The sequence below is a fragment of the Novosphingobium humi genome (genome assembly GCF_028607105.1).
In the GTDB taxonomy this organism is placed as follows: Bacteria; Pseudomonadota; Alphaproteobacteria; order Sphingomonadales; family Sphingomonadaceae; genus Novosphingobium; species Novosphingobium humi.
On record NZ_CP117417.1, the window covers coordinates 1426095 to 1451628 of the forward strand.

Below are 25534 nucleotides of genomic sequence, written 5' to 3' on the forward strand. Positions count from 1 at the left end.
ATAGGCGGGCAGACTGATTTCATCAAAATCTGCCCATATCCATCCTCGCCGGGACGGTGATGCTTCATCGTCCCGGCGAAGTGTTGTGAAATGATCGAAAGACGATTTTTGCCAGACATTTCCGGATCGAATGTCTGGCAAAGGGCATTGCCAGTGCCTCGCCCATGCATGATGAGGGCGGGCGCCCCGGCGGGACGGGCATGCTTGTCAAACCGCCCAACCGGCCGCAGGCCCTATGCCTCGGCGGTATCCGGATAGGCGCAGAGCAGGCGCGCGATATCATCCACCGGATGCCTGACCAGATCCTTGTCGATCTCTGCAAGCAGCCTGGCGCGGACGTGATCGCCATAATGTTGGCGCAGCACGCCGAGCGCGCGGGGTGGCGCTACGACAACCAGTCCGGCGGACGCTTCCACGACCCCTGCGAGGGCTTCGGCGGCCTCCATGAGAAACGCGTCCTCATTGGCCTGATGCGGGTCGCCGCGGGCAATTGTATCGTGTCCGGGAAAGGCGCGTGACACGCTGATGCCCGGCGCATCGGCAAGCAGGTCGCGGTTCGGAGGGTTTTCAAACTGGCGATGACCGATCACGCGCAAATCAGGATTCAACGGATTTCCATGATTTTTCAGCAGAAGCATGCGCGTGCCGTCGGCAACCAGAATGATGATATCATGAGCGAGTTTCATAGGGCGTGTCTCCAAATCTGTTCAGGCCGTGACCTGTCGCCGGTTCGGTTGAGGGCTTTGCCCCCTGTGGTGTCCGGTTCGGATCACGTTCGAGCACCTGCTGTCCTGCATGTTCCGCAATCTGCCGTGCGATCATCATGGCTTGCTCACGGTTCGTTCCTGACGTGCCGCCCGAACCGTTGGGGCGCGATGTCCACAATTCCCTGACCGTCAGCAAATGGGCCCCCGAATCCTGAATGTCGCGTATCAGCGTCATTTGGGCCCGCCGGGTATTTCCGCCACCGGCAAGAATGGCGACAAGGTTTTGGCCGCCAAGATCGGCGCGATCCAGATAGTCACGGGTCGGCCAGTCCGGCGCCCAGAAGAAAGTGTTGGAGACCAAGGCGATTACCGCAAAGCCTCGAGGCCTTGTGGGTGTGTGGCTGGTCATGGTCCAACGCTCCACCGAAAAACCGCTGGCCTCGAACCCGTGCGCCAGCGCCATGGTGAGGTCGTCGGAGAAATGGGCGTCCCTGCTGGGATGATAGAGAATAAGCGCTTTGGCGCGCCCCGGACCACCCAGCCTTTCCTTGCGGAACGGCGCTTCGCCCTGAACCCACACCGTTATGCCGATGATGCAAAGCACGGCGATCACCAGAAGCGCCAGCAGTGTGAAAATCAACCATTTCCCCATCGGACTATCCTTGCAGGGGGACAGGACATGGTCGGCATACCTGCCCGCGCCTTTGCCAAGACGGCGCTCGGAGGGAGCCTCCTCAATTGGCCTGCCTTGAGTGCAACGGCGTTCGGCCCGCGGCGAATCCATCACTGTGCTAGCTGCCTTGCGGACAGTGTCAGACAATGGTCGCCACGGGCCTAGCCATCGAGGTCGCTGCCGGTCGGGCACACAATCCGCAGGGATCTAGCTTTCCCTTTTGGACCTGCGCCTTCCGACTCGCCGTCTGGCCTTTTCCTGATCGCATGTCTGGAAATGCGCGAGTTGATGGCCGTCAAGTGTGATGAGCGGAAACCGCCCGCAGGGTCTGGGCCAGGATCGATGTCGAGGCTCTGGCCGCGACATCGCCCAGGCTGAGCATGCCCACCATCCGGTGATTGGCATCGATGACGGGCAAGCGCCGGATGCGTTTGCTTTCCATGATCGTCACCGCATCCTCCAGGTCTTCGTTGGCATGACAGTAGATGATGGGTTCGCTCATCACGTCGCGCGCGGTGAGCTGGAGCAGATCCGACTGTCCGTCAAATCCGCGTAAAACCACATCGCGATCTGTGACCATCCCTATCAGGCGATCATTTTCGCCGACCGGCAGGGCGCCGATGTCTTCCTGACGCATGCGTTCGGCGATCTGGGACAGTGGAGTGTCGGGCGCGATCCAGTCTGCACCCGGATGCATGGCTTCTGCAACTTTCATGGGAGCCTCCTTCAATGGCTCGCCGTTGCTGCCCCGATTGCTGCCAACCTGACTTGCGCGGCGTCAAGGCGCCTGCGTGATTTGCGCCGGACGCTGGGAATTTGTCCGGCCTTTCGGGCATTCCGACAGGCCGCTCGGCGGTGCCCGATCCAGTTCAACGCCCGACAATGCCGCAAATCATGTCCGTGATGCTCTTGCGCCCTCCGTACAATTCCCAGCATCGGCGGAAAATTCCGCTGCCTATTCTGTCCTGATCGCTGCCGCCGCCAGTTCGGCAGTTCGGAACGGAGCAACAGGATGATGGACCGACATGAGCAATCCGATGAGGCCGGCCATTGCCATCAATGCGAATGCAGCACCGATGGGCATGAGGATATGGCGGCCAAGATGTTTCATCTCGCCAAATGCGCGAAGCATTCGCTTTTGAAGCAGAAGATCGAAGAACATCTGGACGCCAAAATCGGCGCCCGGCTCGATCGCATGGCGGAACTGGCTGCCGATGCCCTGATCGACAGCATGCACCGCCTTTCAGCCAGGAAGCAGGCCAGTCGGCGTTATGAAGAAGATATTCTGGCCGCGCTCCGATCCGAATGACCAGCCAGCACAGGAAAGGTCAGACCATGACAGACCCCGCTTCAGAATTGCCTCCGGCCAGAAAATGGTTCTCGATCGCTTTGGTGATCCTCGTGCTGGTGGTGCTTTTCCTCTGGTATTCGCCGCATTCCGGCAAACCGAAGCAGGAGCAACCGGTCGCGCCCACGCCCCGCTCGACCGAATGGGCCCCTGAACCGACAGGGCCGGCGGTCCCGGTGAACCTGCCCAGAACGCCGATGACCAATGTGCCGGACCGCAAGTGATGATCGGGCATGAATCAGGGATGGAAGCCGATAAAGCGCTGGCGCCGGAAACGGCCGCTCTTGCCGCGCGATTGCGCGAAACGGCCGAGCTTTTGCCGGTGGTTGAAGCGGCCGGCTTTGCCGATCCATTCGATCGCTTCGGCGACGCCAGAATCGTCCTGCTTGGCGAGGCCACGCATGGCACGCATGAATTCTATGCCGCGCGTGCCGCGATAACGCGGCGGCTGATCGAAAACCACGGCTTCAATCTGGTCCTTGTCGAAGGCGATTGGCCCGATATCGCACGCATCGACGATTATGTTCGGCACAATGCCCCGCGTCCCCGCGCGGGCGAGGCCTTCCTGCGCTTTCCCACCTGGATGTGGCGCAATCAGGAAGTGCTGGCTTTTGCCGATTGGCTGCGTGGACACAATGCAGGCCTTGATGCAGCAGAGCGGGCGGCGGTGTGCGGGCTTGATGTCTATAGTCTGGGCGAATCCATCCTTGCCGTGATTGCCTATCTCGACAGCCGCGATCCGGCCGCCGCGGCGCAGGCGCGCCGCAGTTACGGCATGCTGCTGCCCTGGCGGGCCGCCCCGCAGCATTATGGTCAGGCGGTAGAGCATGGCCGGATGGCCGGATGCGAGGATACGGTCGTGGCGCAATTGCGTGAACTGCTGCGGAGGCGGATTCAATGGATCGCCGATGATGGCGAAGCCTTTTTCGATGCGGAACAGAACGCGCGGATCGTAAGGGCGGCGGAAAGCTATTATCGCGCCATGTATCGCGGGGCGGCGGCCAGCTGGAATCTGCGTGATCGGCATATGTTCGATACGCTGCAAAGGCTGATGGCCTTTCGCCACGATGCCCGCGCGGTGATCTGGGCGCATAATTCCCATATCGGCAATGCATCGGCAACCGCGATGGGCTGGCACGGCGAGTTCAACATCGGCGAACTTGTCCGCACCGCCTATGGCGAAGAGGCTGTGCTGATAGGCTTTGGCACGGATCGCGGGACGGTGGCCGCCGCCCCGGATTGGGGAGCCGAGATGCAGGTCATGCCGCTTAGACCGGCCCGGCAGCACAGTTGGGAAGAGGCGTTTCGTCACACCGGCTATGCCCGCAGCCTGACCGACTGGCGCGGGGACAGGCGGCGGGGTTTGGCCGACATCCTGTCGCAAAGCCTGCTCGAGCGGGCCGTGGGTGTGGTCTATCGTCCGCAATCGGAACTTGCGAGCCATTATTTCGAGGCGGTGCTGGCCGACCAGTTCGACGCCTATGTCTGGTTCGAGGAAACCCGCGCGGTCACCCCTCTGGGGCAGGAGCGCCCGAAAGGCGCGCCCGAAACATGGCCTTTCGGGCTATGACGGCGCCGGTGGAAATCGTCATGTCGGGCTTTCCGCCTCTGGCCGCCATGCTGGGCGTGCCGGGCGCGCCGCGCGGTCTGGTCATTTTTGCCCATGGCAGCGGCAGCGGCAGGCTCAGCCCGCGCAACAATCATGTCGCCGCCCGGCTGCGCGAGGCGGGTCTGGGCACGCTGCTGCTCGATCTGCTGACCCCGCAGGAGGAGGCGGATCGCCGCAATGTCTTTGACATCGGGCTGCTGGCTTCGCGGTTGCTGCGTGCGGCGGACTGGGCGGCGCTCGATCCACGAACGGCCGGCCTGCGGCCCTGCTATTTCGGTGCAAGCACCGGCGCGGGCGCGGCCTTGCGCGCGGCGGCCTATGACAGGCGCATCGCCGCCGTCGTCTCGCGCGGGGGGCGCCCCGACCTTGCCGGGGCCGAGGCTTTGGCGCGGGTGCGGGCGCCGACGCTGCTGCTCGTCGGCGGACTGGACACCGCGGTTATCGGGCTCAACGAACAGGCACGCGATACCATGAAATGTCAAAGCGAGATGGTGATCGTTCCGGGGGCGGGCCATTTGTTCGAAGAGCCAGGAACACTTGACCTTGTGGTCGATCTCACGCGCGGCTGGTTTCTGCGTCATCTGGGAGTGCAGACATGACTGTTCTTTTTGCCGACCGGCGCGCGGCGGGCGTGCTGCTGGCCCGTGAGGTCCTGGCGCTGGGGCTGAAGGACCCGGTGGTGCTGGCCCTGCCGCGCGGCGGCGTTCCCGTGGGCTTTGAAATCGCCAGAGCGCTGCGGGCGCCGCTCGACATTCTGCTGGTTCGCAAGATCGGTGCGCCCGGCCATCAGGAATATGGCATAGGTGCGCTGGTCGATGGCTTCTCGCCGCAGGTCGTGATCGATGAACTGGCCGCGCGCCTGACCGGCGCGGATGAAGCCTATATCGACCGCGAAATCGATCGCCAGTTGCATGAAATCGAGCGCAGGCGGGCCGCCTATCGCACGGGGCCTCCGGTTTCGCTGTATGGCCGGATGGTGATCGTGGTTGACGATGGGATCGCCACGGGCGGCACCATACGCGCCGCTCTGAAAGCTCTGGCCAAGGTGAAGCCGCATGGGATCGTTCTGGCGGTGCCGCTGGCTCCGTCCGATGCGCTCTTGCCCTTGCGCAGACTGTGCGACGAGGTGATCTGCCTTGCCACGCCCGACCCTTTCTATTCGGTGGGCGTCCATTACGGCGATTTCACGCAGACCGAAGATGCCGAGGTCATCGCCCTGCTGGAGCAGGCGCGCAGTTGGAGCAAGACCAGCACCGGCGCCGGTGATGCCGGGGGAGACGGGCAATGATCCGCACTTCGCCCGGTGTTGTTTGGTTCGACCAGATCGGCATGGAGGATGTCGGCTCTGTCGGCGGCAAAAATGCCTCGCTTGGCGAGATGGTCCGCAAATTGACGCAAAGCGGGGTTCGCGTTCCGGCGGGGTTTGCCACAACGGCGGATGCTTACCGCGAATTCATGGCCGACAATGGCATCGAACCGGCGATGCAGGAGCGGATCGGGTGCTATCAGAGCGGCCGGATCGCGCTGGAGCAGGCCGGGATCGAGATCAGGGAATTGATCCTGAGCGCGCGCCTGCCCGACAGGTTGGCCCGCGACATTTGCGCCGCCTATGACCAACTGGCCGGGCGGGTGGGCGTCAAAGACCCATCCGTGGCCGTTCGCAGCAGCGCGACGGCCGAGGATCTGCCTGATGCAAGCTTTGCCGGACAGCAGGAAACCTTCCTCAACATTCGAGGGCACCGGGCGCTGCTTGATGCCTGTCTGAACTGCTTCGCCTCGCTCTTCACCGATCGTGCGATCAGCTATCGCGAGGCCAAAGGGTTTGATCATTTCTCGGTGGCCCTCTCGATCGGCATCCAGCAGATGGTGAGGTCGGATCTTGCCGGATCGGGGGTTATCTTCACCATCGATACGGAAACAGGCTTTCCCCATGTCGCCGTCATCAGCGCCGCCTGGGGGCTGGGCGAAACTGTGGTTCAGGGCTCGGTCGATCCCGACAAATATGTTGTGTTCAAGCCCTTGCTGGCCACAGAGGGCGCCTGTCCGATCATTGAAAAGACCTGCGGCGCCAAGGCTGTCCGAATGATCTATGCGCATGGCGGCGGCAAAAACACAAGGATCGTCGCCACCCGTCAGTCGCAGCGCAGCAGATTTGTGCTGAATGAGGCGGAAATCGTCGAACTGGCGCAATGGGCGCTGCTGGTTGAGAAGCACTATGGCCGGCCCATGGACCTTGAATGGGCCAAGGATGGGGAAAGCGGTCTGATCTATCTGGTCCAGGCCCGTCCCGAAACGGTGCAGTCAGGGCGCAGCGGTGCCGCTTTCCGCACCTATCGCCTGAAGACCAAGGCGCAGCCTATCCTTGCCGGGGCAGCGGTCGGGGGCGCCATAGCCTCGGGCAAGGCCTGCGTCCTGCGCGATGCGGCCGACATCGCGCGTTTTCCCGATGGCGCGATTCTGGTGACGGGCAACACCGATCCGGACTGGGTGCCGGTGATGAAACGGGCGGCGGGCATTGTCACCGATCATGGCGGCAGCACCAGCCATGCCGCGATCGTCAGCCGCGAACTGGGTGTTCCGGCCGTGATCGGGACGGGCCATGCCACGGCGCTGCTGAAGGAAGGTCAGCCGATCACGCTGTCCAGCGCGGGCGGCGAACAAGGTTTTGTCTATGACGGTCTGCTCGACTTTGAGAGCGAAGAAATCGATCCGGGCAGTCTTCCCGCAACGCGCACGCAGGTGATGGTCAATATCGCGGAACCGGCTTCGGCCTTTCAGTGGTGGCGTCTGCCCGCCAGGGGGGTGGGGCTGGCGCGTATGGAGTTCATCATCAACACGCTGATCAAGGTGCATCCCATGGCCTTGCTGCATCCGGAAAGGACCGGCGCGGCCGACCGGCGCAAAATCCATGAGCTGATCAAAGATCACGCGGATGGCGCGGATTATTTCGTCGATCTTCTGTCCCGCGGCATCGCCCGACTGGCCGCGCCATACTATCCGCATCCCGCGATTGTCCGTCTCAGCGATTTCAAGACAAATGAATATGCACATCTGATCGGCGGGAGCGCCTTTGAACCTTGCGAGGAAAACCCGATGCTCGGCTTTCGGGGGGCTTCGCGATATTACCATGAACGCTACAGGGAAGGTTTCGCGCTGGAATGCCGCGCTCTCAAACGGGTGCGCGATGTGATCGGCTTTGCCAATGTCATCATCATGGTTCCGTTTTGCCGAACCCCGGCGGAAGCGGACCTTGTGCTGGCCGCCATGGCCGACAACGGGTTGCGGCGCGGCGAGCGGGGTTTGCAGATCTACATGATGTGCGAAATCCCTTCCAATGTGGTTCTGGCGACGGAATTTGCCGGAAGGTTCGATGGTTTCTCGATCGGGTCCAATGATCTGACCCAGCTTGTGTTGGGGGTTGATCGGGACTCCGAATTTCTGGCCGCCCTGTTCGACGAGCGCGACGAAGCGGTCAAGATCATGATCGGCGATGTCATTGCCAAAGCCCATGCAGCCGGCATCAAGATCGGCATATGCGGTCAGGGGCCGAGCGATCATGCCGACTTTGCCGAATTTCTTGTCGAGCAAGGCATCGATTCGATCTCGCTCAACCCCGACAGTTTCGCAAAGGCCGTCCGCACCATCGCTCAGGCTGAAGCAGGAGAAGGGTAAAGGCCATGGAACTTGATCAAGCCATTTACGGCCGCCGCGCAACGCGGGCCTATACGCATGAACCGATAGACCGGTCCGTGCTGGAGGCGGTGATCGATGCCGCGATTCAGGCGCCGAGCGCGATGGACAGTCAGCCCTGGGGCTTCTGCATCCTGCGCAATCGTCTCATGCTGGAAAACATATCGCGCGAGGCCAAGGCGCTGCTTATGCGTGCTCCGCCGGCAGGACTTGATGCGCATCGTTTTGATGACATGCTGGGCAATCCGGATTTCGACATATTCTATCAGGCTCCGGTCCTGATCCTGATCTGCGCGACAAAAGACAGCGCATGGTCGCATATCGACTGCACATTGGCTGCGCAGAATCTGATGCTCGCCGCCCATGGTAAAGGCTTGGGCAGTTGCTGGATAGGTTTTGCCCAGAGCTGGTTTCAGACGGGCAAGGGCCGGGCGGCGCTGGATCTGCCGCCCCATTGGCAGCCGGTGGCGCCGATCATCGTGGGCCATCCCAGCGCAGATACGCCCGCACCGCCGCGCGAAAAGCCTGAATTGCTCTGGCGCGACTGATCGGTCCGCCCTGTCAGGATTTTAGGAGAATGCGCCATGGCTACCCAACCGGAATTCTTTCCATTGCCCGATGCTGTCCCGCCGCAGGCGCCGCCCGAGGCCCCGGCCGAACCCCAACCTGCAGAGGAGCCTTTCTTCGAGCCGCCTGAAATTCTCCCCGATGTGCCCGATCAGGACTATCCGGATCGCGAGAAAGGGCCGGTTGAACCCGATTTGCCGCAGGAAGAGGCGGTGCGTCCGAGCCTTCGGAACGAGCGCGCGCGGTTCGCGATCTCAAGCCGTTCTGGTGCCGGGCGCGCCTATTCGGGCAGGAACCGCGTCAACACGTCCTTGGCAAGGCGTGCGGGCCGCCTGGTGGCGGCATCAAGGCAGCACCAGATGCTCTGCACTTCCGTGACCAGAACTTCGCCGCGCATGATCATCGTTTTGAAAAAGGTTCGCGCACCTTGTGCTTTTTCGGCAATCACCTCGGCAAAAACGGTGTCGCCAAGGAAAGTCGGTTTCAGGAAGGTGATCTCATGCTTGAGCGCCACCCACAGGTGCTGGGCGACGGCGTCCTGTGGCGCCACAGACCGCCAGTAGTCGATAACGGCCGCCTGTACCCATGTAAGATAGACGGCATTGTTCACATGCCCCATGAAATCAATATCGCCAGGTGCGATCTTGATCGGAAACCGATGGGGGCTGGACGCGGGGAGCATGGATTGGCTTTCACCGAGGAACTGATCTGCCTTGGGTGCCATTATGGAGCATATCTCATGCTCAATCAATTTTTGCGTGGTGGCGTGCGCTCGCGGCTGTGTTGCGGCGGGTGCGATGGCGGCGATGCATGGGGGAAATTGGGCGCCTGCATGCCCTGAGGCGGGCGGCCCTGTCCCTCAAACCGCCGGAAGGGGCCGGTACCTCCGGGTGCCTCGCGGCGGAAATGGTCCGAATCGCCCCGACGATATGCCCGTTCATCGTTTCGCCCGCGATAGTAAAAGACGCCGTCCGATCCCCAATAGCCATCATAGATCGGTCCGTAATAGCCGTCATACCAGACGCCGTAGCTCCATGGCTCGATCCTGCCATAGGCGGCCAGCCCCGGACCGCCGTCAGCGCAGCCCGAAAGACCGATGCCCGCCATCAGCAAGAGCGCGGCGAGGGCCGCAGGCCGTTTCTTTGGCCTGTTTGGCAAGGTGCGCAGGGCAGGGAGGCTGATTGCTGTCATGGTTGTCATGCTTTCCTTTGGGCCGCGTCATCCCCGGCTGAGTGATTGACATGGCTGGGGTACAGAACATGCAGCCATAAGGCCGCCATGCGCGGGGTTTGGCCATCCGTATTGTGCCGGAAGCACGGGGCGCATGGCCCGCCGCTTCGGCCTGCTTTGAGCCGCCGCTGTTCAAGCAGGGATGCCAAGCCCATCCGCAATGACACGAATAACCTTTGATACGCCTCCGGCCCTATCCGGATTGTCCGGCATGTTTTTGAATGGGGGGTGGGCTTTGGCTCTGCCTGTGTTCGGCATCATCGCCGGGTTCAACTCTGGTTCCGGATCGGTGGGAAATGATGTGTCGCTGTATTCTCCCTCATAAAGATCGCGGCGGAACCACGACCAAGCCGGCCCGACCGCTGATCGTTGAAGCTTTGGGCAAATGCTGTGACGGACGAAGCCTGCTCCAGAACCTTACTCTGCGCGTTGGCCCCGGCGAGATCGTGGGGCTGCTCGGGCGCGACGGAGCCGGCAAGACGGTATGCTTCAATCTGATCATGGGGCTGATGAAGGCCGATTCCGGGCGTATCCTGCTTGGTGATGCCGATGTGACCTCCTGGACCACGGATCGGCGCGGGAGGCTGGGGCTCAATTGCCTGCCGCAGGAACCCTCTGTTTTTTCAGGCATGACCGTCGAGCAGAATATCTGGTCGGTGCTGGAATTTTGCGAACCGGACCCGGCCACTCGGAGTGCGCGGCTTGAACTGATCCTGCGGGAATTTCAACTGGACCATCTGCGCAACGTGGCCGCCATCCGGCTTTCGGGCGGCGAGAGGCGGCGGTGCGAGATTGCCCGCGCCATGGCCTCTGCACCCTCGATCATGCTACTTGACGAACCCTTTGCCGGAATTGATCCGCTTGCGGTCATCGAAATCAAAAGCGCCATACAGTTGCTCAAGCTGCAAGGTGTGGGCATCCTTATCAGCGATCATAATCTGCCAGATCTGCTCGAACTGCTTGAACGCGCCTATGTCATTTATGAAGGTCGGCTGATCTTCTCCGGTTCTCCCGCCCAGATGCTGTCTGATACCGAGGTCTGCCGCCTTTATCTTGGGCCGGGGGCCGAGCAGTTGCGCCGCGCCCTGACGAAGGCCGAGGCCAATGGCTTGCTTTCCTCGCGAGCCGGCGCGTCTGCATATGGCCTCTCGAATAGAATTGAACGGGAGCGGCATTGATCCCACGCTTGCGACGCCCAGGCAGAGCGACATTGGTTTCTGTGGTGATGGCTGGTCTTATCTTACGGTTTTTTCATAATAATTGTCATTGCGGTGACATCGTAAGCGCCGCCGGAATCCGGCCTTTTGGATGATTGGGATGGCGCAGATTTCGCGGGGCAAAGGAGCCTGCACCTTGCGCTCCTCGTAAGTGGCCAGGGCCGCACGTCGGTCGCTGCTTTTCATGTTCTGTCTCCATCGTCCGCCACGGGCTGCGCGGATTTATATTACCCGGATATATTGACTCCGATCAAGAATCAAATCATCTGGGTCAAATGAATGAAACTCCCTCCGATCATCCGCTTGCCATGCCTTGCACGGCCTTCATGGGCTCAGAGAAGCTCGCGTCCGGCGATCTGGCCGATGTGGCGCTGGCCGTGAACGCGAGGATGGCGGCGGCCCCGAGCGCCATCCTGATCTTCGATGACACCACCGGCGCGCAGATCGACATCGACCTGCGCGGCACCACGGCGCAGATCATTGCCAGATTGGCCGCCTATCAGGGCCACCAGCCCGAAGCGCGCAGACGGGGGCGGCCCAAGCTGGGCGTGGTCGCGCGCGAGGTTACGCTTCTGCCGCGCCATTGGGACTGGTTGGCGCAGCAGCCGGGCGGTGCCTCGCAAGCGTTACGGCGTCTGATCGATCAGGCACGCAAGGGGGATGAAGGGCGCACGGCGACCCGTCTGGCCCATGAGCGGGCCTATCGCTTCATGTCGGCGCTGGCGGGTGATTTTCCCGACTTTGAGCGGGCTTCACGCGCGCTCTTCGCGCATGACCTTGCCGCGCTGGAAGAGGCAATGGAGGCGTGGCCCGCCGACGTGCGGAATTACGCATTGCATCTCGCCCGGCCCGATGGCGCGGATTGAAGGGGGTGAGGTCATGCCCATCATTCAGGCCAATGGCGTGGAACTGGCCTCTGACAGCTTTGGCGAGGCGGATGCCACGCCTGTCCTGCTGATCGCCGGTTTGGGAACGCAGAGGATCCGCTGGACCGCGCCCTTTTGCCAGGATCTCGCCGCCCGGAGGCTGCGCGTGATCCGTTTCGACAATCGCGACAGCGGCCAGTCCACTTCTTTCAGTCATGCGGGTACACCTGATTTCGCCGCTATGATGGCGGGCAGGAAGCCTCTGATCCCATACACGCTGGAGGATATGGCCGCCGATGCGCTGGGGCTGCTGGAGGCGCTGGATATCGAGCGCGCCCATGTGGTCGGTCGCTCGATGGGCGGCATGATTGCGCAGATCATGGCAAGCAGTCATCCCGAACGCGTGCTCTCGCTCACCTCGATCATGGCGAGTTCGGGCAATCCCCGCCTGCCTGCGCCTGAGCCGGATGTTATGGCAATGATGATGGGGCCTTCGCCTGATCCGCGTGTCGATGAGGCTGGATATGTTGCTCATTGCCTGAGGTTCGCCCGGCAGATCGCAGCGCCATGTCTGCCTTTCGATGAGCCCGGGCAATGTGCCCTCATTCTCGAAGAGTTGCGATGTGGCTGGCATCCTGGAGCGGCAGCGCGCCAGATGGCAGCCATTGCGACGGACGGAGATCGCCGGGAACGGTTGGCCGAAATCACCGCGCCATCACTCGTCATCCATGGCACGGCTGACCCTTTGTTTCCTTTGCCGCATGGCGAGGATACGGCTGCGGCCATTCCCGGCGCGTGCCTGCTGGCGATCAAAGGCATGGGGCATGATCTGGCTCGACCTTTTCATGCCGCAATCACCGATGCCATCATCCAAATGGTGCAGGGCACGAAGCCTGTGCGCGGCAGTTGAGGCATGAATGGGGGTGCAGGTCACTGTCTGTAGATTGTAACCTAAGGCAGGTTCTGACGTCCCATGCTGAGATGCCCAATGTCCAGTTTGGCGGCGGATGCAACTTCGCTCAGTTTCGGAGGCCCAACTCTTCGGCCAGACGATGGACGAGCTCGGCAGCAGGCAGAGCGCGTGACAGCGATGCGCCCTGTCCGGCCCATTGCGCGGCATATCCGGTCTCCCCTGCTGCCTTCGCCGCGGCCATGAGCGCCTTGCCCGCGTCATAGGTCATCGGATAGCCTGGATGCGGCAGGCCAACGCTTTCCCCCCATTGGGTGAAGCGGTTCGGCAGTCCACGTGCGGGCCGTCCGGAAATTGCGGAGGTCATGACCGTGTTCATCGAGGCGGGACCGGCCAGCGCCTCGCGATAGGCTGCATCGGCGCTGCTTTCTGGACAGGCGACAAAAGCCGTTCCCAACTGGGCTGCAATGGCCCCAAGCTCGAGCACCGCCCGGATGCCGCTGCCATCCATGATACCTCCCGCAGCAATGACCGGCAGGCCGCTGCGGCTTGCCAGCAGCCGGGTCAGCGCCATGGTTCCAAGACGAGCATCGGGAGCGTCAGGATCGAACACTCCGCGATGCCCACCCGCTTCCCAGCCCTGAGCGACGACTGCATCGATGCCTGCTGCCTTTGCTGCCCGCGCCTCCTCGAGGCTGGTCGCAGTGGCCAGCAGCGCGCATCCCGCGTTCTTGAGCGCTGCGATCCGTCCGGCATCGGGCAAACCGAAATGGAAGCTGACGACGGCCGGCGCGGTTTCCACCAGCAGCGCCAACATCTCGTCGTCCTCAACAAAGCTCTTGTAGATCGGGCGCAGGACAGCTGGAGGCTGCACGCCGTATTCACGGAACAGCGGCGCCATAGCTTTGAGCCACGCGACCTCGCGGGTGGCATCCTGAGCCGTTGGTTGATGAACGAAGACATTGACGTTGAACGGGCGACTGCTGAGGGCGCGCACGCCGGCAATCATGTCCCGTGCGCCGAGTGCATCGGTGGCGGCCACGCTGATCGAGCCAAGCGCGCCGGCATTGCTGACGGTGGCGGCCAGTTCGGGCGTGGACACGCCAGCCATCGGCGCCTGCACGATGGGTAGCGGTATCTGGAGGGTTTCCAGCAGCGACATCTTTTCATCATAGCAAAGTGATCGGAAAATGCGATGGAAACGAAACGCTGGTTAAGGCGGACGCGGGCGTCTTCAACATGAACCAACGGCAGGTGATGCCCGCCCGGCATCGATGGCGGGCACGACTGCCATGCGGTCTTTCCGCTATGGTCTGAGGGCCTTGAGGAGCAAGTTCGCGCAGGCCGTCGCGGAACCATCCCCGGTCAGGGCGACCGTAACGATGGCGCCGTCATCGGGCGAGTAGATCGCAATGGCGCTGGCGCCGGGCGCGCCGCCAGCGTGGCCGATCCAGCGAAGCGTCCGTTGCCCGTCCGGCACTTCGAACACCATCATGCCGAGCCCGTAATAGGTGCCGGGGTCGAACATCGGATAGAGGGTCGCGGTCATTTCCTGTCGCAGGCTTTTGCGCAGAAAACGTCCATCGAGAAGGGCCGCCCAGGCCAAGGCCATGTCGCGGGCATCACTGACGACAGGGCCGGCGGCGCCTGCCCAGCCTGGGTCCATGGTCTGGCCTTGCGTCGATGAGGGCGGAGAAACATCGCCCGCCTGCCGGCCGGGAGAAAGCGCGCGCATCGACCGCAGGCCAAGGGGCGCGATGATCCGAGCCGTGATCGCTGCGTCGATGGGGCGGCCTTCGACCCTTTCGACGATCATGCCCAACACATCATAGCCGGTGTTCGAATAGCGCCACCTTTCGCCGGGGCAGAACATCGCGCCGTGCCGACCGGCGATGGCGAGCATCGTTGCCGGATCGCGGTAGCCGGGATGAGCGCGCACGACCATGTCTTCGTTGGCGCTGAACAGCCCGGACGTGTGGGCGAGGAGGTCGCGCAGGGTAACGACATTCCCGTTCGGCACCCCCTCAATCCATCGTGACACCGGCGCGTCCAGCGACAGTTTCGCTTCCTGCACCAGTTGCAGCACCACGGTCGCGGTGAACGCCTTGCCGACGCTTGCCCACCACAGGATCGGGCGTTCGGGCTGTGTCGATTGCCGATGCCACAGGCCCACGCCGGGACAGGCCACGGCGGCGGACAAAGCGGGCGCCGACGTGTAGTCTTTCAGCCGGGCGAAGGCGGCATCAAGAAGCGCCATTGTCGCAGCGGGCAGGGGCCGGTCGGGGATCTCCGCCAATTCAACGGCATCTACCGGCGGATGCAAAGGCGCCCCGGAATAGGGCGCGCGCGCCGAGCAGCGCACGGCGCGATAATCAGCCGCCTCGGTTCGCGAACCGATCACCAATGCGCCAGCGACGCCAACAGCATCGCGCAGCATTTTTCGGCGTGAGCGCAAGGGTCCGGCTGCCGCCTCGGGATTGATTCGGGAAATCGGCATGGCATCTCCTTGTGAGAGATTTAGTGTTGATCGAGAATATATTATCGTAAAACAGAAATTATAGGATATAGAATGGCCTCACAAGGAGATTGTTGCCATGGACCCATCCGGCATATGCGCCACGGCGCGACATGATGATCCCCGCGCCATCCGGCTTGATCGGGTTCGCCGCCTGAGCGGGTTGATGGCGACGGCCAGTGTGGCGGTGGCGGTGCTGCTTGGCATCGCGATGCTGCTCTACTGGTGCCTCACACCGGCCAGCACGCTGTTTCGCCATGCGGGTCTGGCCCTTGCCCCGCCGACGGATATCGGGGTTGCCATGCGGTTCGCCGCCTTCGCGGTCGCCATGATCCCGCTCGGTGCGTTGATTGTCAGCCTGCTGAGCGCCCGGCGCTGTTTTGGTTGCTTCGCGGCTGGGCGCATCTTTTCCGCTGATGCTGCCCGAAGCCTGCGTGGTTTCGCGCTTGGTGTCGCGGCGGCGGCGTTGCTCAAGCCGGTGGCCGGGGCCATACTCAGTCTGCTGCTCAGTTCGCTTTCACCCGCTCACACGCGCGCTCTGGCGCTCAACCTTGGCTCGGACACTGTGCTGTCGCTGCTGTTCGCGGGGATGGTGGCGATCATCGCAGGCGTGCTGGTCGAAGCAGCCGACGTCGCGGCCGAGAACGATCAGTTCGTCTGAGGAGAGCCGGACATGCCAATCCAGGTCCGTCTCGGCGTCATGCTGGCCGAGCGCAACGTCAAGTCGAAGGAACTCGCCGAATATGTCGGGATCACCGAGGCGAACCTCTCGCTTCTCAAGAAGGGGCACGTGAAAGGCGTCCGTTTCGAAACGCTCGAACGCATCTGCGACTTTCTCGATTGCCAGCCCGGCGACCTGCTCCGCTACGAACGCGCCGTTCCGGGGGCAGAAGAGAGGTTATGAACGGCTGTCACAAGCGCCGGGTTGCTGTGGCGAGGTCGCGGTGGATCGGCTTGTTCAGCGCATCGATTAATCCCGGCACTACTTTGGCAGAAAAGTGATTTTTGGGATTCCCTTTGCGGCGGATGCGTGATTCATGAGGAACCAGCTTTAGTGGAGGCTGGCGATGGACGCGGATTGGCAGGCGGATCTCGAGCTTTGGCTTGACCCATTTCTCAAGGGCCTTGGCAACAAGACGCGTCGGCGGATGTGTCCAGCCTATATTGCCGGATTGATTGGGCCGGGTGATCGCAAGAGCATTCAGCCGATGGCCGCCAGAGCCAGTGAGATCAGCTATGACCGCCTCCACCATTTCATCGGCGCTGGCGTCTGGGACAGCGCGCCTCTGGAAACCGCTTTGTGGGAGCAAGCCGATGCGCTCGTGGGCGGGGAGAAGGCCTGGCTGATCATCGATGATACGTCCATGCCCAAGAAGGGCACCAGTTCGGTTGGCGTCGCCCCCCAATATGCCTCGACGCTTGGCAAGCAGGCCAATTGCCAGACCATGGTCTCGGTGACGCTGGCGTCGGGCGAAGTGCCCGTCATGCTGAGCTTGCGGTTATTCCTGCCTGACAGTTGGACCCAGGATGATAGCCGTATGGCCAAAGCTGGCGTTCCAGCGGAGTTTCGTGAGCCCAAATCCAAGCCTTCCATCGCGATCGACGAGATCGACCGGATTGTTGCTGCCGGTGTGCGTTTCGGCTGCGTACTGGCCGACGCGGGCTATGGCCTGTCAGCCCCGTTCAGACAGGCCTTGAGCGCACGCGGGCTGCGCTGGGCCGTGGGCATTCCCAAACATCAGAAGGTTTACCCTGCTGACGTAAAACTGGTTTTCCCCGTAGCGGGGCGTGGACGACCGCGCTTGCGCCATGTGCCCGACATCAAGTCGGTCGCGGCCCACACCATGCTTGAGAATGCCAAGTGGCGTCAGGTGAGTTGGCGCCGAGGAACCAAAGGGCGCCTGGTGGCGCGCTTCGCTGCCATGCGCGTGCGCATCGCCGATGGCGCGCCGCAGCGAATAGGTGCCGCTGGCGCACAGCATATGCCCGGCGAGGAAGTTTGGTTGGTGGGCGAACATCGTTCGAACGGGGAGCGCAAATACTATCTCTCGAACCTACCCGGCGATACCTCGGTCAAGGAGGTCGCCGGGGCCATCAAGGCTCGATGGATTTGTGAGCAAGCCCACCAGCAACTCAAGGAGGAGTTGGGCCTGGACCACTTTGAGGGGCGTTCCTGGACCGGCCTTCATCGACACGCCTTAATGACGATGATGGCCTACGCCTTCCTGCAATATCGCCGCCTCGCCCAAGCGGGGCGGAAAAAAAAGAGTCTCCGGACCGCCCCCTCAACCCAGTCTGCCAGCAGTCCGGCAAGCCATCCTTGATCGCCTACATCAGTCGCAATCGCTCCATTGTCCACATTGCGGCTGCACGCTACAGGGCGCTGAAATCACTTTTCTGCCAAAGTAGTGCCGGAGAGGTCTTTGCACGACGGGCAGCATCTCTCGTGCCTGAATGGGGCGCCTTGGGATGGTCTTGATGATCGGGCCGCATTCTTCAGTCAGCCGTCGGGCTTTAACCGCGAGGGCCGGTCCGGGCGGCGATGCGGTCATGAAGCGATTGCCGCGCCAGCGCCTGTTCAAGACGCGCCAAAGCCTGGATCACCTCACCCGCTTCGGCGTCGAGATCGCGTGCGGCTTCGTCGAAAGCATTCCACAGCGGCCGCAACCGGTCGACCAGAGCTTCTCCCGATGGCGACAAGGCCAAGGTTCGACGGCGCGAGTCATGCTGATCGGGTTTTGACAGAACGAGGCCCACCTTTTCAAGCGACTGCCGCGTCTCGCTGACCGATGCGTGGCTTATGCCTAACGCTGCGGCCAGTTGGCTCACCGACATCGATCCGTTCAGCGAAAGTTGGTTGATCACGCCAAACCAGCGTTGCTCGAACCTCAATCCCATAGTCGCATAGATGCGCGTCGCGTCGGCATCGATTGCCGCGCTGAGGCGCCGCAATCGCGCGCCGAGCGCTGCGCCCTGCATCTGCGCCACATAATCCTTCATCGTTACCCCTCGTCATTGACATTTACGTAGGCGCCTACATATATAGCGAAAGATCATGGAATGGGAATAGGCGATGATGCATGACTCGCGGCGCGTTTTCCTTGGCAAAACGGCTGCGGGCCTTGCCGGGGCGCTTCTTCCCTTGTCGGTCCATGCAACTGATGATTTCGACGCATTCGTGGCCAACCAGATGGCAGCCGCGCGCATACCCGGCCTTGCTCTGGGCCTTGCGCGTGAGGGCGCGGTGTCCTTCACCCGCGCCTACGGCTATGCCGATCTGCGGCGGCATCGGCCGACGACGAGCGATACCATGTTTCATATCGCTTCGATCACCAAGGTGATCACCGCGCAGACCGTGATGCTGATGGTTGACGAGGGCAAGATCGCGCTCGACGATCCCATCGCGCGCCATCTCGACTTCGCGATTCTGGGAGAGGGGGCGGCGGCGATCACCTTTCGGCATTTGCTGGCGCATATGTCGGGCATTTCCGATGAGTATTATTACGAGGTCGACTTTCGGCAACGCGGTGGCGATTCGCCGATGCAGATCGGTACGCTGCTGCGCGAATATCTCGCCGCCGGGGGGCATTACGCGCGTAACGGCAATTTGAAGCGTCCACCCGGCACTCAGTGGGACTACAGCAACATCGGCTATGCTTTGCTGGGCTATCTCGTCGGACGGATCGCCGCGCAGGACATGCGGGACCTCACGCGTGAACGCCTGTTCCGGCCTCTCGGGCTCGGCCATATCTCCTGGACCATCTCAGGAACGGCGGAACGGCTCCGCGCCACCCCTTATGACCTCATCAGCGGAACTGTCACGCCGGTTGAGCCGGTGGGCTTTCCCGACTGGTCGACGGGGATGATCCGCGCATCGGTCAGCGACCTCACAGTGCTGATGGCTGCGGCCGCCAATGGCGGCGCAACGCGGAACGCGAGGCTGTTGAGCGAAGCAGGCATGGCCGAAATGCTTGCGATGCAGAAGTTGCCCGGCCTGCCGGACTGGCTGACGGGCCAGGGTCTGGGCTGGCAACAATCGCTGCTTGAGGGGATCCCACGCATAAACCACTGGGGCGGGGATCCCGGCGTGTTCACCATGGCCTATCTGGAACCCGCGCGGCGAACCGGCATCGTCATCCTGAGCAATCTGTCGGCCACCCGCGAGAGCCGCGCCGCGCTTACGGCGATCGCTGCCCGGATGCTCGCCTGACGTGAATGTCCATGGCGTAGTCGCGCGGGCGGGCCACCTCGATCATCTCTCGATCCACCAGATTGCGCGGCGCTATGTGTCCACCAGCGTTTCATCGAAATCGAGAAACAGGCTTTGCCCGCAAAACGGCGATGGTGGTGGGGCTGTTCGGCGTCAGCACCCTATGCTCAGAACTGGGGTCGCGGCATTAATTGCCATTGCGGTGAGAACCATGATGGTATCGCCCTGACTGTATGATTGCGCATACCAACAAGAGCGCCGTCAGATGGTCCGGGTGCAACCGGACCCGCCCGGAAGCTATCGGATTGGCAGGCCGATAAAAATGCCGGAATCCCGTATTTTACGGGTGGCTTTAGATGTGCTTGGAAGGAGGAAAATGGTGCCTGGGGACGGTTGCGCTGAATTTTCATAAAGACCTCAAAAATATTATATTTTTGGAAAATTTCGCGAGCGATACCCCCGCGTATACCCCCAAATTTATGTGGTGCTTGGCCGGCTGGAGAGGCCTTGTTGCCAGGCAATCACATCACTTTCCCGCCACCGGACTGCGCCGGGCATGATCTGGACCTGGCGCGGAAACCGGCCCTGCCGGATCCATCGATAGATTGTGGTGGCTCCGGCGCCGGTGATGCTTTTGACTTCCCGCATCGGCAGGAGGCGTTCGACGGTCGGCTGGCTCATGTCAGGCAGCCTCCCCGGCGAATTCGGCCATCAGCTCGCCCCAGGCCTTGCGGAAGATCCGCTGCGACGCAGCTTCGAACACCAGACCGGGGTTGTCCGCCCGAACCATATGAATGTCGCGCAGCCATTGCTCCTGCGGCGCTTCGCCGACCATTTCTGCCAGCATCTCGATCTCTTCGCTTTCCGCTGTCAGGCGGGCGTTTTTTTTCAGCTCATCGGCACAGACCGCCAGAATGCCGGGGAAGAGCGTCCCCGACTGGCGGAGCGGCTGGCCGCGCCAGGCGGCGCCCAGAACGTAAAGCGCAAGGCTCGTCGCTGCCGGGCCGGGCGACTTCCACGATTTTGACAGCGATCCGATATTCCCGATGACGCCCGGGCCCCATGAAGCATTGTTGGTGTGGGTGGCCAGCTTCAGTCCCGCCGCAGCGATCGCCGACGATAGCGCACGCGCGGCGCTATCGCCCGAGGCAAGCGCAGCCTTGAACAGATCGAGGCGGGAAAGCGGCTGGCGGGTCCCGTTCATCTGGCGGAACATGGCCGCCTCGGCCTCGATGCCATTGGTGCGGACGACCACGCAGGGCAGCTCATAGATATCACCGCGCAGGCGAGCCGCCGCCAGCCGATGCTGGCCATCAATGACAAACAGCTCATCTTCGGCCGTCGACCGCTCGGCCACGACCAGCGGCTGGCACATGGCCCAATCCCAATCGCGCGCGATCCGCGCGATCAGCTGCTTGCTCTGGCCATTGTCGATCGCGCGCTGATAGCCGTGATCGATCTTCAGCTCGTGACAGGCCAGATTCTGCAGGACAGGGCGGCGGCCCTTGATGGGATTGCATTTGATCCGGGGGGCAGTGTTACGGTCCATGGCAGCCTCGTTTAATTTTCGGGCGGGCATTTGAGGTCGATCATCGGGGCGCGAAGCAGGTCACGGCGGGGATCGGACGCAAAGGTCAGCCAGCACCACAAATCGTCGGCGCACCTGGTCGGCATCGATCCGGATTTGGGTATGGCGGTGCACAGACTTGACGGCTTCGCCGAGGCCGGAGCCTCGGCTCCAGCAATCATCAATGACGGCCAAGACACGGTCGGCGGGCGGCTCAGGCAGAAGCACAACAGGGTATGCCCCGGCCGCGCCTTTGACGCTGACCGGGGCATGGCGACCCGTTGGGCTTTGTGGCCGCACGGAAAGAGCTGTATCGGAGCAGCGACTGCTAAAATCGCTCCTCTTACCCATGCAGGGAATCGCTTTGGCCGCTCTGGCGGGGGCGCCGTACACCACTAGCCAGTCCTCGTCATCGGTATTGTCTGACAATTGTGCTTTGGGTCCAAAAGCCTGTCGGCCCGGGCCGCCCATGCGGCAAGCATGGCGATCTCATTGCCCGACGAATTGCAGACCTCAACCCGCGCGCAGCGCAGAACGGTAGTGCCGCGGGCATATCGAAAGCTGGCACCAAATTCGGACTGCAGGCGGCGGATGATGAACTTTGAGGTGAACTCGGCAGCGATGCAATCCAGCACCATTTGACGCGCTTCGGCCAGTTTTAGCATGGTTGCAGCGGAGAGAGTTTTAGCCACGGCGCGCCTCCTTTGCCTGTTGATGGCAGTCGCCGCAGCGCCAGGGGCCGCGCGCGCCGTTCAGGCTGAAACTGGGATGCAGAAGGCCGCAATCGGCGCAGCCTTCCGGTTTCCAATTCGGCCGCGCGGCCGCCGGAGGGGGCGCTGCGAACCGGCGCGATGCGGCATGGGCGAACAGGTCTGTCATGCCTGTCCCTGGGTCGGGGGCGTGTCGGGCAGGGCGTTGATGCCGGTCAGATCGCGCGGATCAATGCAGATCCACATCCAGCCGTCCGGAGAATCGCCCCACCGGAACCACCGACCTAGCGGCTGGCCGTCAGCGGCATAGGCATGGGTCAGCCAGCGCAGATCGCCGGGCTGATGCGGGACATAGCCGACATCGCTGCCGGGGACGGGCGCGCCGTTCCGCCACATCGGCCGGACGGGGCGAGGGGTATAGCGGCGGGCAACGGCGGGACCAGGTGAGGGGCGCCGCGACGGCGCTGATCGGGCCGGTTGCGCCGGCGCTGGGGTGGCATCGCCCATCAGATCGAGCAGGTTCATGCGCCCAGCACCCCCAGCTCTTTGCGGCCGACGAAATGAGGCGGTGGCAGGGGGACCAGCATCGTAGCATGGCGCCAGATGTGCAGGCAGTAGGGATGGTTGTTGATGTAATCGGCCTCGGCCGGGTGAAGCTGGAAGCAGACTTCTTCGGGAAGGAAGAAGATCCGCTTGATGAACTCCATCTCATCCCAGGTCGGGCAGCGGTTGGGCAGGCTGACGGAGACGTGATCCCAGCCTTGCGCTTCAGGGTTCTGAGCGGTCGAAGCGATCACGCGCAGGCCGAATGCCGTTCCCTTGGAGGGGATATGGAAATAGCCGCCTAAGGCCGCCATGCTGTCGTCAAACCAGCCCCACAGGGCCATTTCAGAGCCGCGATCGCGGAATTTGTTGAGGGTGCGAAGGTCACGCATGGTCTGATGCCTCTCGATCCCAGACCGGGCCGGTGTCGGCCACCACAGCGCGGGTTTCGCTCTCGCTGCCCACAAAGCAGGGATAGAGGATCGAGCCCGACATCACGGTCAGGAAGACGCAGCCGGTGCGGTTGATCTCTGCCAGCTCTTCAGGCGTCAGGCGCCAGCAGGAGACATTGGCCGGGCCGCGCGGTTGCCGGAAAACGTGCAGATCCAGCACCACCTCGCCATCGCCGCGAAAAGTGAAATTGGCGCCGGGAAAGGAAACCGGTTCGGCCATTACCCCTGTCTCCATCCTCTCGGCTCGCCTGGGAGCAGTGCCTGTGGTGTTGTGCTCGCTTCGGTCATGGCAGGGGGGCTCCGATCCGGGCGAAGGTGATGGCGGTGACCAGCGGGTTGAGGTCCCAGCGGAAAGCAGGGCCCGCCAGACTGGCGGCCTTGTTCCACCAGCCGATGAAGTGGTTGAGGTGGGCAAAGCCCTGGGCCGCCATTTCATCGGCCGTGATCGAATGGAGACGGCGCGTGTGGTCAACTGCCTCGATCAGCAGATGCTGGCGATGCCAAGCGCGTGGCATCGTGCGCGCCTTCATTAAGGGGCCCAGCCAACCTTCAGGCGCGGGGCTCTGCGGCGTAAGGTCTGCGGCATAGATCGGCGTGACGCCCCGCGCGGCCGCGCTGCTGGGCGCCAGATGAGCCTTGCTCTTGGGCAGGTAATATGGCTCGCGCACCCAGAGAAAATCGCTGGGGCTATAGGCCTGCATCTGGATCCCGACACGCCAGACAACGGTGAGGTCGCCCGCGATGATCCGGGAGAGCTGTGGCTCGATGATGGTGAGGGCATAGGTGCTCATGCGCGCGCGTCCTTTTCCGACTGTGCCGTGGGCAGTGCCAGCTGATAGTTTTCGCCCGGGTGGGCGGCATCGAGGGCGCGGCATTCGGGGCAATCACAGCTGCCCAGCAGCGGCACGCGGGCCAGACGGCGGCGGCGGATCGAGGGGGCGCGATTGGCGTTGGCGTGGGTCACAGGCCACCTCCATTCGGCAGGCAGCCGAGCGCGGCGCATTGCACCACGCCCGCGATCACACGGTCGACCAGATGGAGGATGCCCCAGAAGGCCAGGCCGAAGGCGAGGGTGCGGGGCTGGAGCGTGGCGCGCAGGATCAGACCTGCGCGAGATCCAGCGCTTCGCCGTTGCGGAAATGGGCCATGATCCGACCTTCCGGCGTGGCCGCGATCCGCTCCACACTGGTGAATTTGCGCAGCACGCGGCCATGCGGATCCGTGATCGCGACCGACAGGCCCGCGCCGGAGCGCTGCACCGTCCAGTGGGTGTTGGGCATGGTCGGTTCGGGTGATTTGGGGGCGGTTTTGCTCCTGGCCATGATCGGCTCCATAGGTTTGGGGGAGAGACTGGGGGAGGGCGCCCATCACGCTACCTCCAGCGGTTTGGCGGGCAAGCGCAGCAGATCGCGCAGCGTAGCGCAGGTGCCGGCGGTCTGTTCATCGGCCCGGGGGGTGACCTTGCGGAACGCCACCGCGTTGAACGCGCAGCGCGGCCAGGGCGCGAAGACAAGGCCGGTGGTCGCATCCATCGTATCGACCTGCACCACACGATAGGTTTCGCCGAACTGTGGCTCGCCTCCCTCCAGTACAAGGCCGGTGCGACGGCAGGTCCAATCGCCATAGGGCGCGATGCATTCGGCCATATCGTTGACGCCCCAATCCTCCGGACTGTCGTCGGGCGGCAGAACAGGCGGTTCGGTGCGGGGCGAAGGCGCTTTGCGGGCGAAGCGCGCGGCGATGCGGGCAAGGAAGGCGCGCTTCATGGCCGCTCTCCCCGCCAGGCACTGCGCATGGCCGGGATGATCTCATAGCGCAGCTCATCGATCATTTTCACCGGGCCTTCACCCAGCGTGCGCAAAGCAGCCCAGATCGCGACCAGCAGCGTGCCCGCCGCGTAAAGCGCAAAGATCGCCACGCAAAGCATGATGCCGACCATCGGCACGATCGCACGGCGCAGCCAGTGCGGGCGAATATCGCCAAGCCCGCGCGCCATCAGTCGATCCCCAATGCGTTGAGATAAACGTCAAGGATGGCCTGCTGCTCTTTGCGGTCATCCGGCTTTATCTTGCGGATGCGCACAACGGTGCGCATGGCCTTGGGGTCATAGCCCGTGGCCTTGCCCTCGAGGTACACGTCCTTGATGTCGTCAGAGATGCCCTTCTTTTCCTCCTCGAGCCGCTCGATGCGTTCGATCAGGAGGCGCAGGCGGTCGTCAGCAGCCATTTCAGCCATGGTGGATTACTCCGGGGATGAAGAGTTCAAGCGCCGCGGCCGCCATGGCCAGCACGGGGACGGCCAGCAGGCCGAGCGCGCCGACGGCGAAGCGGAGGGTGGCTGGGTGGATCATGACCCCGCCTGATCGGCGCGGCTCAGATTGAAGTCTCGGCGGCCCATTCCGAGCATATCGCCGAAGGAAACGGCGCCTTCGCCCAGCACCTGAAAGCGCTGGGCTGCCAGCTGGGCGCCGATCTGGAAGGCAACGATAACCGAGGGCGCGCTGGGCGCGGCCCTCAGCTGATCGCCAAAGGTTTTGACCGCTTCTTCCATCGCGTGGAGCGCGAGATCGACCGTCACCTCTGCCTGGTCGGCAGGTGCGCCGACGCCGATGAGATGGGCGACCAGATCGCGTTTCTGAATTTCGGTGAGCATGACGGCATCCTTTTCAGGCAGCAGAAAACCGCCCCCGAAAGCGGATGGATCAGGGCGGAACGGCTGAA

General features: G+C 62.8%; 37 protein-coding genes. 14 read left to right on the plus strand and 23 right to left on the minus strand.

From position 1 onward, the window contains the following. Positions 1-233: 233 nt before the first annotated feature. From PQ457_RS06475 to PQ457_RS06485, 3 genes are all read right to left on the minus strand, one after another. Complete coding sequence (locus PQ457_RS06475; RefSeq protein ID WP_273618911.1) at positions 234-686, minus strand: host attachment family protein; 453 nt, start codon at positions 684-686, stop codon at positions 234-236. Beyond that, positions 670-1359: a hypothetical protein gene (locus PQ457_RS06480; protein WP_273618912.1), complete on the minus strand. Its 690-nt coding sequence runs from the start codon at positions 1357-1359 to the stop codon at positions 670-672. Before PQ457_RS06480 ends, PQ457_RS06475 begins: the two co-directional genes overlap by 17 nt. A 316-nt stretch (positions 1360-1675) precedes the next feature. Beyond that, positions 1676-2095 (minus strand): CBS domain-containing protein, encoded by a 420-nt coding sequence (locus PQ457_RS06485; protein ID WP_273618913.1) that lies wholly within the window; start codon positions 2093-2095, stop codon positions 1676-1678. 375 nt (positions 2096-2470) lie between these two features. On the opposite strand from PQ457_RS06485, the gene PQ457_RS06490 reads away from it, so the two are divergent. Genes PQ457_RS06490 through PQ457_RS06520 form a run of 7 tightly spaced genes read left to right on the plus strand, consistent with a single transcriptional unit; the run spans position 2471 to position 8575 of the window. Beyond that, positions 2471-2689, plus strand: coding sequence for a hypothetical protein (locus PQ457_RS06490; RefSeq protein WP_273618914.1), 219 nt, complete (start codon positions 2471-2473; stop codon positions 2687-2689). Then, complete coding sequence (locus PQ457_RS06495) at positions 2686-2952, plus strand: hypothetical protein (protein WP_273618915.1); 267 nt, start codon at positions 2686-2688, stop codon at positions 2950-2952. The genes PQ457_RS06490 and PQ457_RS06495 overlap by 4 nt, the downstream gene beginning before the upstream one ends. 20 nt (positions 2953-2972) lie before the next feature. After that, positions 2973-4298 (plus strand): erythromycin esterase family protein, encoded by a 1326-nt coding sequence (locus PQ457_RS06500; protein ID WP_273618916.1) that lies wholly within the window; start codon positions 2973-2975, stop codon positions 4296-4298. After that, entirely contained in the window at positions 4280-4936 is a 657-nt protein-coding gene (locus tag PQ457_RS06505; protein ID WP_273618917.1) for a dienelactone hydrolase family protein, read from the plus strand. The genes PQ457_RS06500 and PQ457_RS06505 overlap by 19 nt, the downstream gene beginning before the upstream one ends. Then, positions 4933-5625, plus strand: coding sequence for a phosphoribosyltransferase (locus tag PQ457_RS06510; protein WP_273618918.1), 693 nt, complete (start codon positions 4933-4935; stop codon positions 5623-5625). The genes PQ457_RS06505 and PQ457_RS06510 overlap by 4 nt, the downstream gene beginning before the upstream one ends. Beyond that, on the plus strand, positions 5622-8009 hold the full coding sequence (ppsA, locus tag PQ457_RS06515) for a phosphoenolpyruvate synthase (RefSeq protein ID WP_273618919.1): 2388 nt from the start codon (positions 5622-5624) through the stop codon (positions 8007-8009). The genes PQ457_RS06510 and ppsA overlap by 4 nt, the downstream gene beginning before the upstream one ends. 5 nt (positions 8010-8014) lie before the next feature. After that, positions 8015-8575 (plus strand): nitroreductase, encoded by a 561-nt coding sequence (locus PQ457_RS06520; RefSeq protein ID WP_273618920.1) that lies wholly within the window; start codon positions 8015-8017, stop codon positions 8573-8575. A 299-nt stretch (positions 8576-8874) separates the two neighbouring features. Here PQ457_RS06520 and PQ457_RS06525 read toward each other — a convergent pair whose 3' ends face one another. Then, positions 8875-9318, minus strand: coding sequence for an acyl-CoA thioesterase (locus PQ457_RS06525; RefSeq protein WP_273618921.1), 444 nt, complete (start codon positions 9316-9318; stop codon positions 8875-8877). Between the two features lie 23 nt (positions 9319-9341). After that, positions 9342-9785, minus strand: a complete 444-nt coding sequence (locus tag PQ457_RS06530) for a hypothetical protein (protein WP_273618922.1) — start codon at positions 9783-9785, stop codon at positions 9342-9344. A 260-nt stretch (positions 9786-10045) separates the two neighbouring features. Between PQ457_RS06530 and lptB the strand changes: the two genes are divergently transcribed. Beyond that, the gene (gene lptB / locus PQ457_RS06535; RefSeq protein ID WP_273618923.1) at positions 10046-11002 is read left to right on the plus strand and encodes an LPS export ABC transporter ATP-binding protein; all 957 of its coding nucleotides are present in this window, start codon (positions 10046-10048) and stop codon (positions 11000-11002) included. 57 nt (positions 11003-11059) lie between these two features. On the opposite strand, the gene PQ457_RS06540 is transcribed toward lptB, so the two are convergent. Beyond that, a complete protein-coding gene (locus PQ457_RS06540) occupies positions 11060-11227 on the minus strand; it encodes a hypothetical protein (protein ID WP_273618924.1) in 168 nt (55 codons plus the stop codon). Between the two features lie 140 nt (positions 11228-11367). On the opposite strand from PQ457_RS06540, the gene PQ457_RS06545 reads away from it, so the two are divergent. Next, entirely contained in the window at positions 11368-11907 is a 540-nt protein-coding gene (locus PQ457_RS06545; RefSeq protein ID WP_273618925.1) for a DUF2239 family protein, read from the plus strand. 13 nt (positions 11908-11920) lie between these two features. Beyond that, the gene (locus PQ457_RS06550; RefSeq protein WP_273618926.1) at positions 11921-12817 is read left to right on the plus strand and encodes an alpha/beta fold hydrolase; all 897 of its coding nucleotides are present in this window, start codon (positions 11921-11923) and stop codon (positions 12815-12817) included. A gap of 109 nt (positions 12818-12926) precedes the next feature. On the opposite strand, the gene PQ457_RS06555 is transcribed toward PQ457_RS06550, so the two are convergent. Further along, positions 12927-13979, minus strand: a complete 1053-nt coding sequence (locus PQ457_RS06555; protein ID WP_273618928.1) for an NAD(P)H-dependent flavin oxidoreductase — start codon at positions 13977-13979, stop codon at positions 12927-12929. Between the two features lie 144 nt (positions 13980-14123). After that, the gene (locus tag PQ457_RS06560; RefSeq protein WP_273618929.1) at positions 14124-15314 is read right to left on the minus strand and encodes a serine hydrolase domain-containing protein; all 1191 of its coding nucleotides are present in this window, start codon (positions 15312-15314) and stop codon (positions 14124-14126) included. 97 nt (positions 15315-15411) lie between these two features. On the opposite strand from PQ457_RS06560, the gene PQ457_RS06565 reads away from it, so the two are divergent. From PQ457_RS06565 to PQ457_RS06575, 3 genes are all read left to right on the plus strand, one after another. Continuing rightward, on the plus strand, positions 15412-15993 hold the full coding sequence (locus PQ457_RS06565; protein WP_273618930.1) for a DUF2975 domain-containing protein: 582 nt from the start codon (positions 15412-15414) through the stop codon (positions 15991-15993). A 12-nt stretch (positions 15994-16005) separates the two neighbouring features. Continuing rightward, positions 16006-16236: a helix-turn-helix domain-containing protein gene (locus tag PQ457_RS06570; protein WP_273618931.1), complete on the plus strand. Its 231-nt coding sequence runs from the start codon at positions 16006-16008 to the stop codon at positions 16234-16236. A gap of 163 nt (positions 16237-16399) precedes the next feature. After that, positions 16400-17656, plus strand: a complete 1257-nt coding sequence (locus PQ457_RS06575) for an IS701 family transposase (protein WP_273617548.1) — start codon at positions 16400-16402, stop codon at positions 17654-17656. Between the two features lie 190 nt (positions 17657-17846). On the opposite strand, the gene PQ457_RS06580 is transcribed toward PQ457_RS06575, so the two are convergent. Continuing rightward, the gene (locus tag PQ457_RS06580) at positions 17847-18332 is read right to left on the minus strand and encodes a MarR family winged helix-turn-helix transcriptional regulator (protein ID WP_273618932.1); all 486 of its coding nucleotides are present in this window, start codon (positions 18330-18332) and stop codon (positions 17847-17849) included. 142 nt (positions 18333-18474) lie between these two features. Between PQ457_RS06580 and PQ457_RS06585 the strand changes: the two genes are divergently transcribed. Continuing rightward, positions 18475-19542: a serine hydrolase domain-containing protein gene (locus tag PQ457_RS06585; protein ID WP_273618933.1), complete on the plus strand. Its 1068-nt coding sequence runs from the start codon at positions 18475-18477 to the stop codon at positions 19540-19542. A gap of 477 nt (positions 19543-20019) precedes the next feature. Here the strand turns inward: PQ457_RS06585 and PQ457_RS06590 are convergent, their stop codons facing one another. The 14 genes from PQ457_RS06590 to PQ457_RS06655 form a co-directional block, all read right to left on the minus strand. Continuing rightward, positions 20020-20223, minus strand: a complete 204-nt coding sequence (locus tag PQ457_RS06590; RefSeq protein ID WP_273618934.1) for a helix-turn-helix transcriptional regulator — start codon at positions 20221-20223, stop codon at positions 20020-20022. A 1-nt stretch (position 20224) separates the two neighbouring features. Continuing rightward, a complete protein-coding gene (locus PQ457_RS06595) occupies positions 20225-21091 on the minus strand; it encodes a DUF6551 family protein (RefSeq protein WP_273618935.1) in 867 nt (288 codons plus the stop codon). A 413-nt stretch (positions 21092-21504) separates the two neighbouring features. Next, entirely contained in the window at positions 21505-21801 is a 297-nt protein-coding gene (locus PQ457_RS06600; protein ID WP_273618936.1) for a hypothetical protein, read from the minus strand. Positions 21802-21984: 183 nt separating this feature from the next. After that, positions 21985-22215, minus strand: a complete 231-nt coding sequence (locus PQ457_RS06605; RefSeq protein ID WP_273618937.1) for a hypothetical protein — start codon at positions 22213-22215, stop codon at positions 21985-21987. A gap of 125 nt (positions 22216-22340) precedes the next feature. Further along, complete coding sequence (locus PQ457_RS06610; RefSeq protein WP_273618938.1) at positions 22341-22754, minus strand: DUF7694 domain-containing protein; 414 nt, start codon at positions 22752-22754, stop codon at positions 22341-22343. Then, the gene (locus PQ457_RS06615) at positions 22747-23034 is read right to left on the minus strand and encodes a hypothetical protein (protein WP_273618939.1); all 288 of its coding nucleotides are present in this window, start codon (positions 23032-23034) and stop codon (positions 22747-22749) included. The genes PQ457_RS06610 and PQ457_RS06615 overlap by 8 nt, the downstream gene beginning before the upstream one ends. Positions 23035-23098: 64 nt before the next feature. Continuing rightward, on the minus strand, positions 23099-23605 hold the full coding sequence (locus tag PQ457_RS06620; RefSeq protein WP_273618940.1) for a hypothetical protein: 507 nt from the start codon (positions 23603-23605) through the stop codon (positions 23099-23101). Beyond that, positions 23602-23778: a hypothetical protein gene (locus PQ457_RS06625; protein ID WP_273618941.1), complete on the minus strand. Its 177-nt coding sequence runs from the start codon at positions 23776-23778 to the stop codon at positions 23602-23604. The genes PQ457_RS06620 and PQ457_RS06625 overlap by 4 nt, the downstream gene beginning before the upstream one ends. Before the next feature lie 136 nt (positions 23779-23914). Next, entirely contained in the window at positions 23915-24136 is a 222-nt protein-coding gene (locus PQ457_RS06630) for a hypothetical protein (protein WP_273618942.1), read from the minus strand. Between the two features lie 45 nt (positions 24137-24181). Next, positions 24182-24580, minus strand: a complete 399-nt coding sequence (locus tag PQ457_RS06635) for a hypothetical protein (RefSeq protein ID WP_273618943.1) — start codon at positions 24578-24580, stop codon at positions 24182-24184. Further along, a complete protein-coding gene (locus PQ457_RS06640) occupies positions 24577-24810 on the minus strand; it encodes a hypothetical protein (RefSeq protein WP_273618944.1) in 234 nt (77 codons plus the stop codon). Before PQ457_RS06640 ends, PQ457_RS06635 begins: the two co-directional genes overlap by 4 nt. Next, positions 24810-25049 carry a DUF2312 domain-containing protein gene (locus PQ457_RS06645; protein ID WP_273618945.1) on the minus strand — a complete coding sequence of 80 codons (240 nt, stop codon included), beginning with the start codon at positions 25047-25049 and terminating at the stop codon, positions 24810-24812. Before PQ457_RS06645 ends, PQ457_RS06640 begins: the two co-directional genes overlap by 1 nt. After that, positions 25042-25164 (minus strand): hypothetical protein, encoded by a 123-nt coding sequence (locus tag PQ457_RS06650; protein WP_273618946.1) that lies wholly within the window; start codon positions 25162-25164, stop codon positions 25042-25044. Before PQ457_RS06650 ends, PQ457_RS06645 begins: the two co-directional genes overlap by 8 nt. Continuing rightward, on the minus strand, positions 25161-25466 hold the full coding sequence (locus PQ457_RS06655; RefSeq protein WP_273618947.1) for a hypothetical protein: 306 nt from the start codon (positions 25464-25466) through the stop codon (positions 25161-25163). Before PQ457_RS06655 ends, PQ457_RS06650 begins: the two co-directional genes overlap by 4 nt. Between the last annotated feature and the right edge of the window lie 68 nt (positions 25467-25534).

Bases quoted from the DNA above. Each gene is read 5' to 3' on its own strand.
- PQ457_RS06570 (WP_273618931.1), top strand. From the start codon at position 16,006: ATGCCAATCCAGGTCCGTCTCGGCGTCATGCTGGCCGAGCGCAACGTC.
- PQ457_RS06650 (WP_273618946.1), bottom strand. From the start codon at position 25,164: ATGATCCACCCAGCCACCCTCCGCTTCGCCGTCGGCGCGCTCGGCCTG.
- ppsA (WP_273618919.1), top strand. From the start codon at position 5,622: ATGATCCGCACTTCGCCCGGTGTTGTTTGGTTCGACCAGATCGGCATG.
- PQ457_RS06575 (WP_273617548.1), top strand. From the start codon at position 16,400: ATGGACGCGGATTGGCAGGCGGATCTCGAGCTTTGGCTTGACCCATTT.
- PQ457_RS06530 (WP_273618922.1), bottom strand. From the start codon at position 9,785: ATGACAGCAATCAGCCTCCCTGCCCTGCGCACCTTGCCAAACAGGCCA.
- PQ457_RS06640 (WP_273618944.1), bottom strand. From the start codon at position 24,810: ATGGCGCGCGGGCTTGGCGATATTCGCCCGCACTGGCTGCGCCGTGCG.
- PQ457_RS06500 (WP_273618916.1), top strand. From the start codon at position 2,973: ATGGAAGCCGATAAAGCGCTGGCGCCGGAAACGGCCGCTCTTGCCGCG.
- PQ457_RS06655 (WP_273618947.1), bottom strand. From the start codon at position 25,466: ATGCTCACCGAAATTCAGAAACGCGATCTGGTCGCCCATCTCATCGGC.
- PQ457_RS06540 (WP_273618924.1), bottom strand. From the start codon at position 11,227: ATGAAAAGCAGCGACCGACGTGCGGCCCTGGCCACTTACGAGGAGCGC.
- PQ457_RS06615 (WP_273618939.1), bottom strand. From the start codon at position 23,034: ATGGCCGAACCGGTTTCCTTTCCCGGCGCCAATTTCACTTTTCGCGGC.
- PQ457_RS06565 (WP_273618930.1), top strand. From the start codon at position 15,412: ATGGACCCATCCGGCATATGCGCCACGGCGCGACATGATGATCCCCGC.
- PQ457_RS06480 (WP_273618912.1), bottom strand. From the start codon at position 1,359: ATGGGGAAATGGTTGATTTTCACACTGCTGGCGCTTCTGGTGATCGCC.
- PQ457_RS06580 (WP_273618932.1), bottom strand. From the start codon at position 18,332: ATGAAGGATTATGTGGCGCAGATGCAGGGCGCAGCGCTCGGCGCGCGA.
- PQ457_RS06560 (WP_273618929.1), bottom strand. From the start codon at position 15,314: ATGCCGATTTCCCGAATCAATCCCGAGGCGGCAGCCGGACCCTTGCGC.
- PQ457_RS06610 (WP_273618938.1), bottom strand. From the start codon at position 22,754: ATGCGTGACCTTCGCACCCTCAACAAATTCCGCGATCGCGGCTCTGAA.
- PQ457_RS06630 (WP_273618942.1), bottom strand. From the start codon at position 24,136: ATGGCCAGGAGCAAAACCGCCCCCAAATCACCCGAACCGACCATGCCC.
- PQ457_RS06620 (WP_273618940.1), bottom strand. From the start codon at position 23,605: ATGAGCACCTATGCCCTCACCATCATCGAGCCACAGCTCTCCCGGATC.
- PQ457_RS06525 (WP_273618921.1), bottom strand. From the start codon at position 9,318: ATGGCACCCAAGGCAGATCAGTTCCTCGGTGAAAGCCAATCCATGCTC.
- PQ457_RS06635 (WP_273618943.1), bottom strand. From the start codon at position 24,580: ATGAAGCGCGCCTTCCTTGCCCGCATCGCCGCGCGCTTCGCCCGCAAA.
- PQ457_RS06545 (WP_273618925.1), top strand. From the start codon at position 11,368: ATGGGCTCAGAGAAGCTCGCGTCCGGCGATCTGGCCGATGTGGCGCTG.
- PQ457_RS06510 (WP_273618918.1), top strand. From the start codon at position 4,933: ATGACTGTTCTTTTTGCCGACCGGCGCGCGGCGGGCGTGCTGCTGGCC.
- PQ457_RS06485 (WP_273618913.1), bottom strand. From the start codon at position 2,095: ATGAAAGTTGCAGAAGCCATGCATCCGGGTGCAGACTGGATCGCGCCC.
- PQ457_RS06605 (WP_273618937.1), bottom strand. From the start codon at position 22,215: ATGTGGCGGAACGGCGCGCCCGTCCCCGGCAGCGATGTCGGCTATGTC.
- PQ457_RS06505 (WP_273618917.1), top strand. From the start codon at position 4,280: ATGGCCTTTCGGGCTATGACGGCGCCGGTGGAAATCGTCATGTCGGGC.
- PQ457_RS06595 (WP_273618935.1), bottom strand. From the start codon at position 21,091: ATGGACCGTAACACTGCCCCCCGGATCAAATGCAATCCCATCAAGGGC.
- PQ457_RS06490 (WP_273618914.1), top strand. From the start codon at position 2,471: ATGGCGGCCAAGATGTTTCATCTCGCCAAATGCGCGAAGCATTCGCTT.
- PQ457_RS06495 (WP_273618915.1), top strand. From the start codon at position 2,686: ATGACCAGCCAGCACAGGAAAGGTCAGACCATGACAGACCCCGCTTCA.
- lptB (WP_273618923.1), top strand. From the start codon at position 10,046: ATGGGGGGTGGGCTTTGGCTCTGCCTGTGTTCGGCATCATCGCCGGGT.
- PQ457_RS06550 (WP_273618926.1), top strand. From the start codon at position 11,921: ATGCCCATCATTCAGGCCAATGGCGTGGAACTGGCCTCTGACAGCTTT.
- PQ457_RS06590 (WP_273618934.1), bottom strand. From the start codon at position 20,223: ATGAGCCAGCCGACCGTCGAACGCCTCCTGCCGATGCGGGAAGTCAAA.
- PQ457_RS06475 (WP_273618911.1), bottom strand. From the start codon at position 686: ATGAAACTCGCTCATGATATCATCATTCTGGTTGCCGACGGCACGCGC.
- PQ457_RS06645 (WP_273618945.1), bottom strand. From the start codon at position 25,049: ATGGCTGAAATGGCTGCTGACGACCGCCTGCGCCTCCTGATCGAACGC.
- PQ457_RS06555 (WP_273618928.1), bottom strand. From the start codon at position 13,979: ATGTCGCTGCTGGAAACCCTCCAGATACCGCTACCCATCGTGCAGGCG.
- PQ457_RS06520 (WP_273618920.1), top strand. From the start codon at position 8,015: ATGGAACTTGATCAAGCCATTTACGGCCGCCGCGCAACGCGGGCCTAT.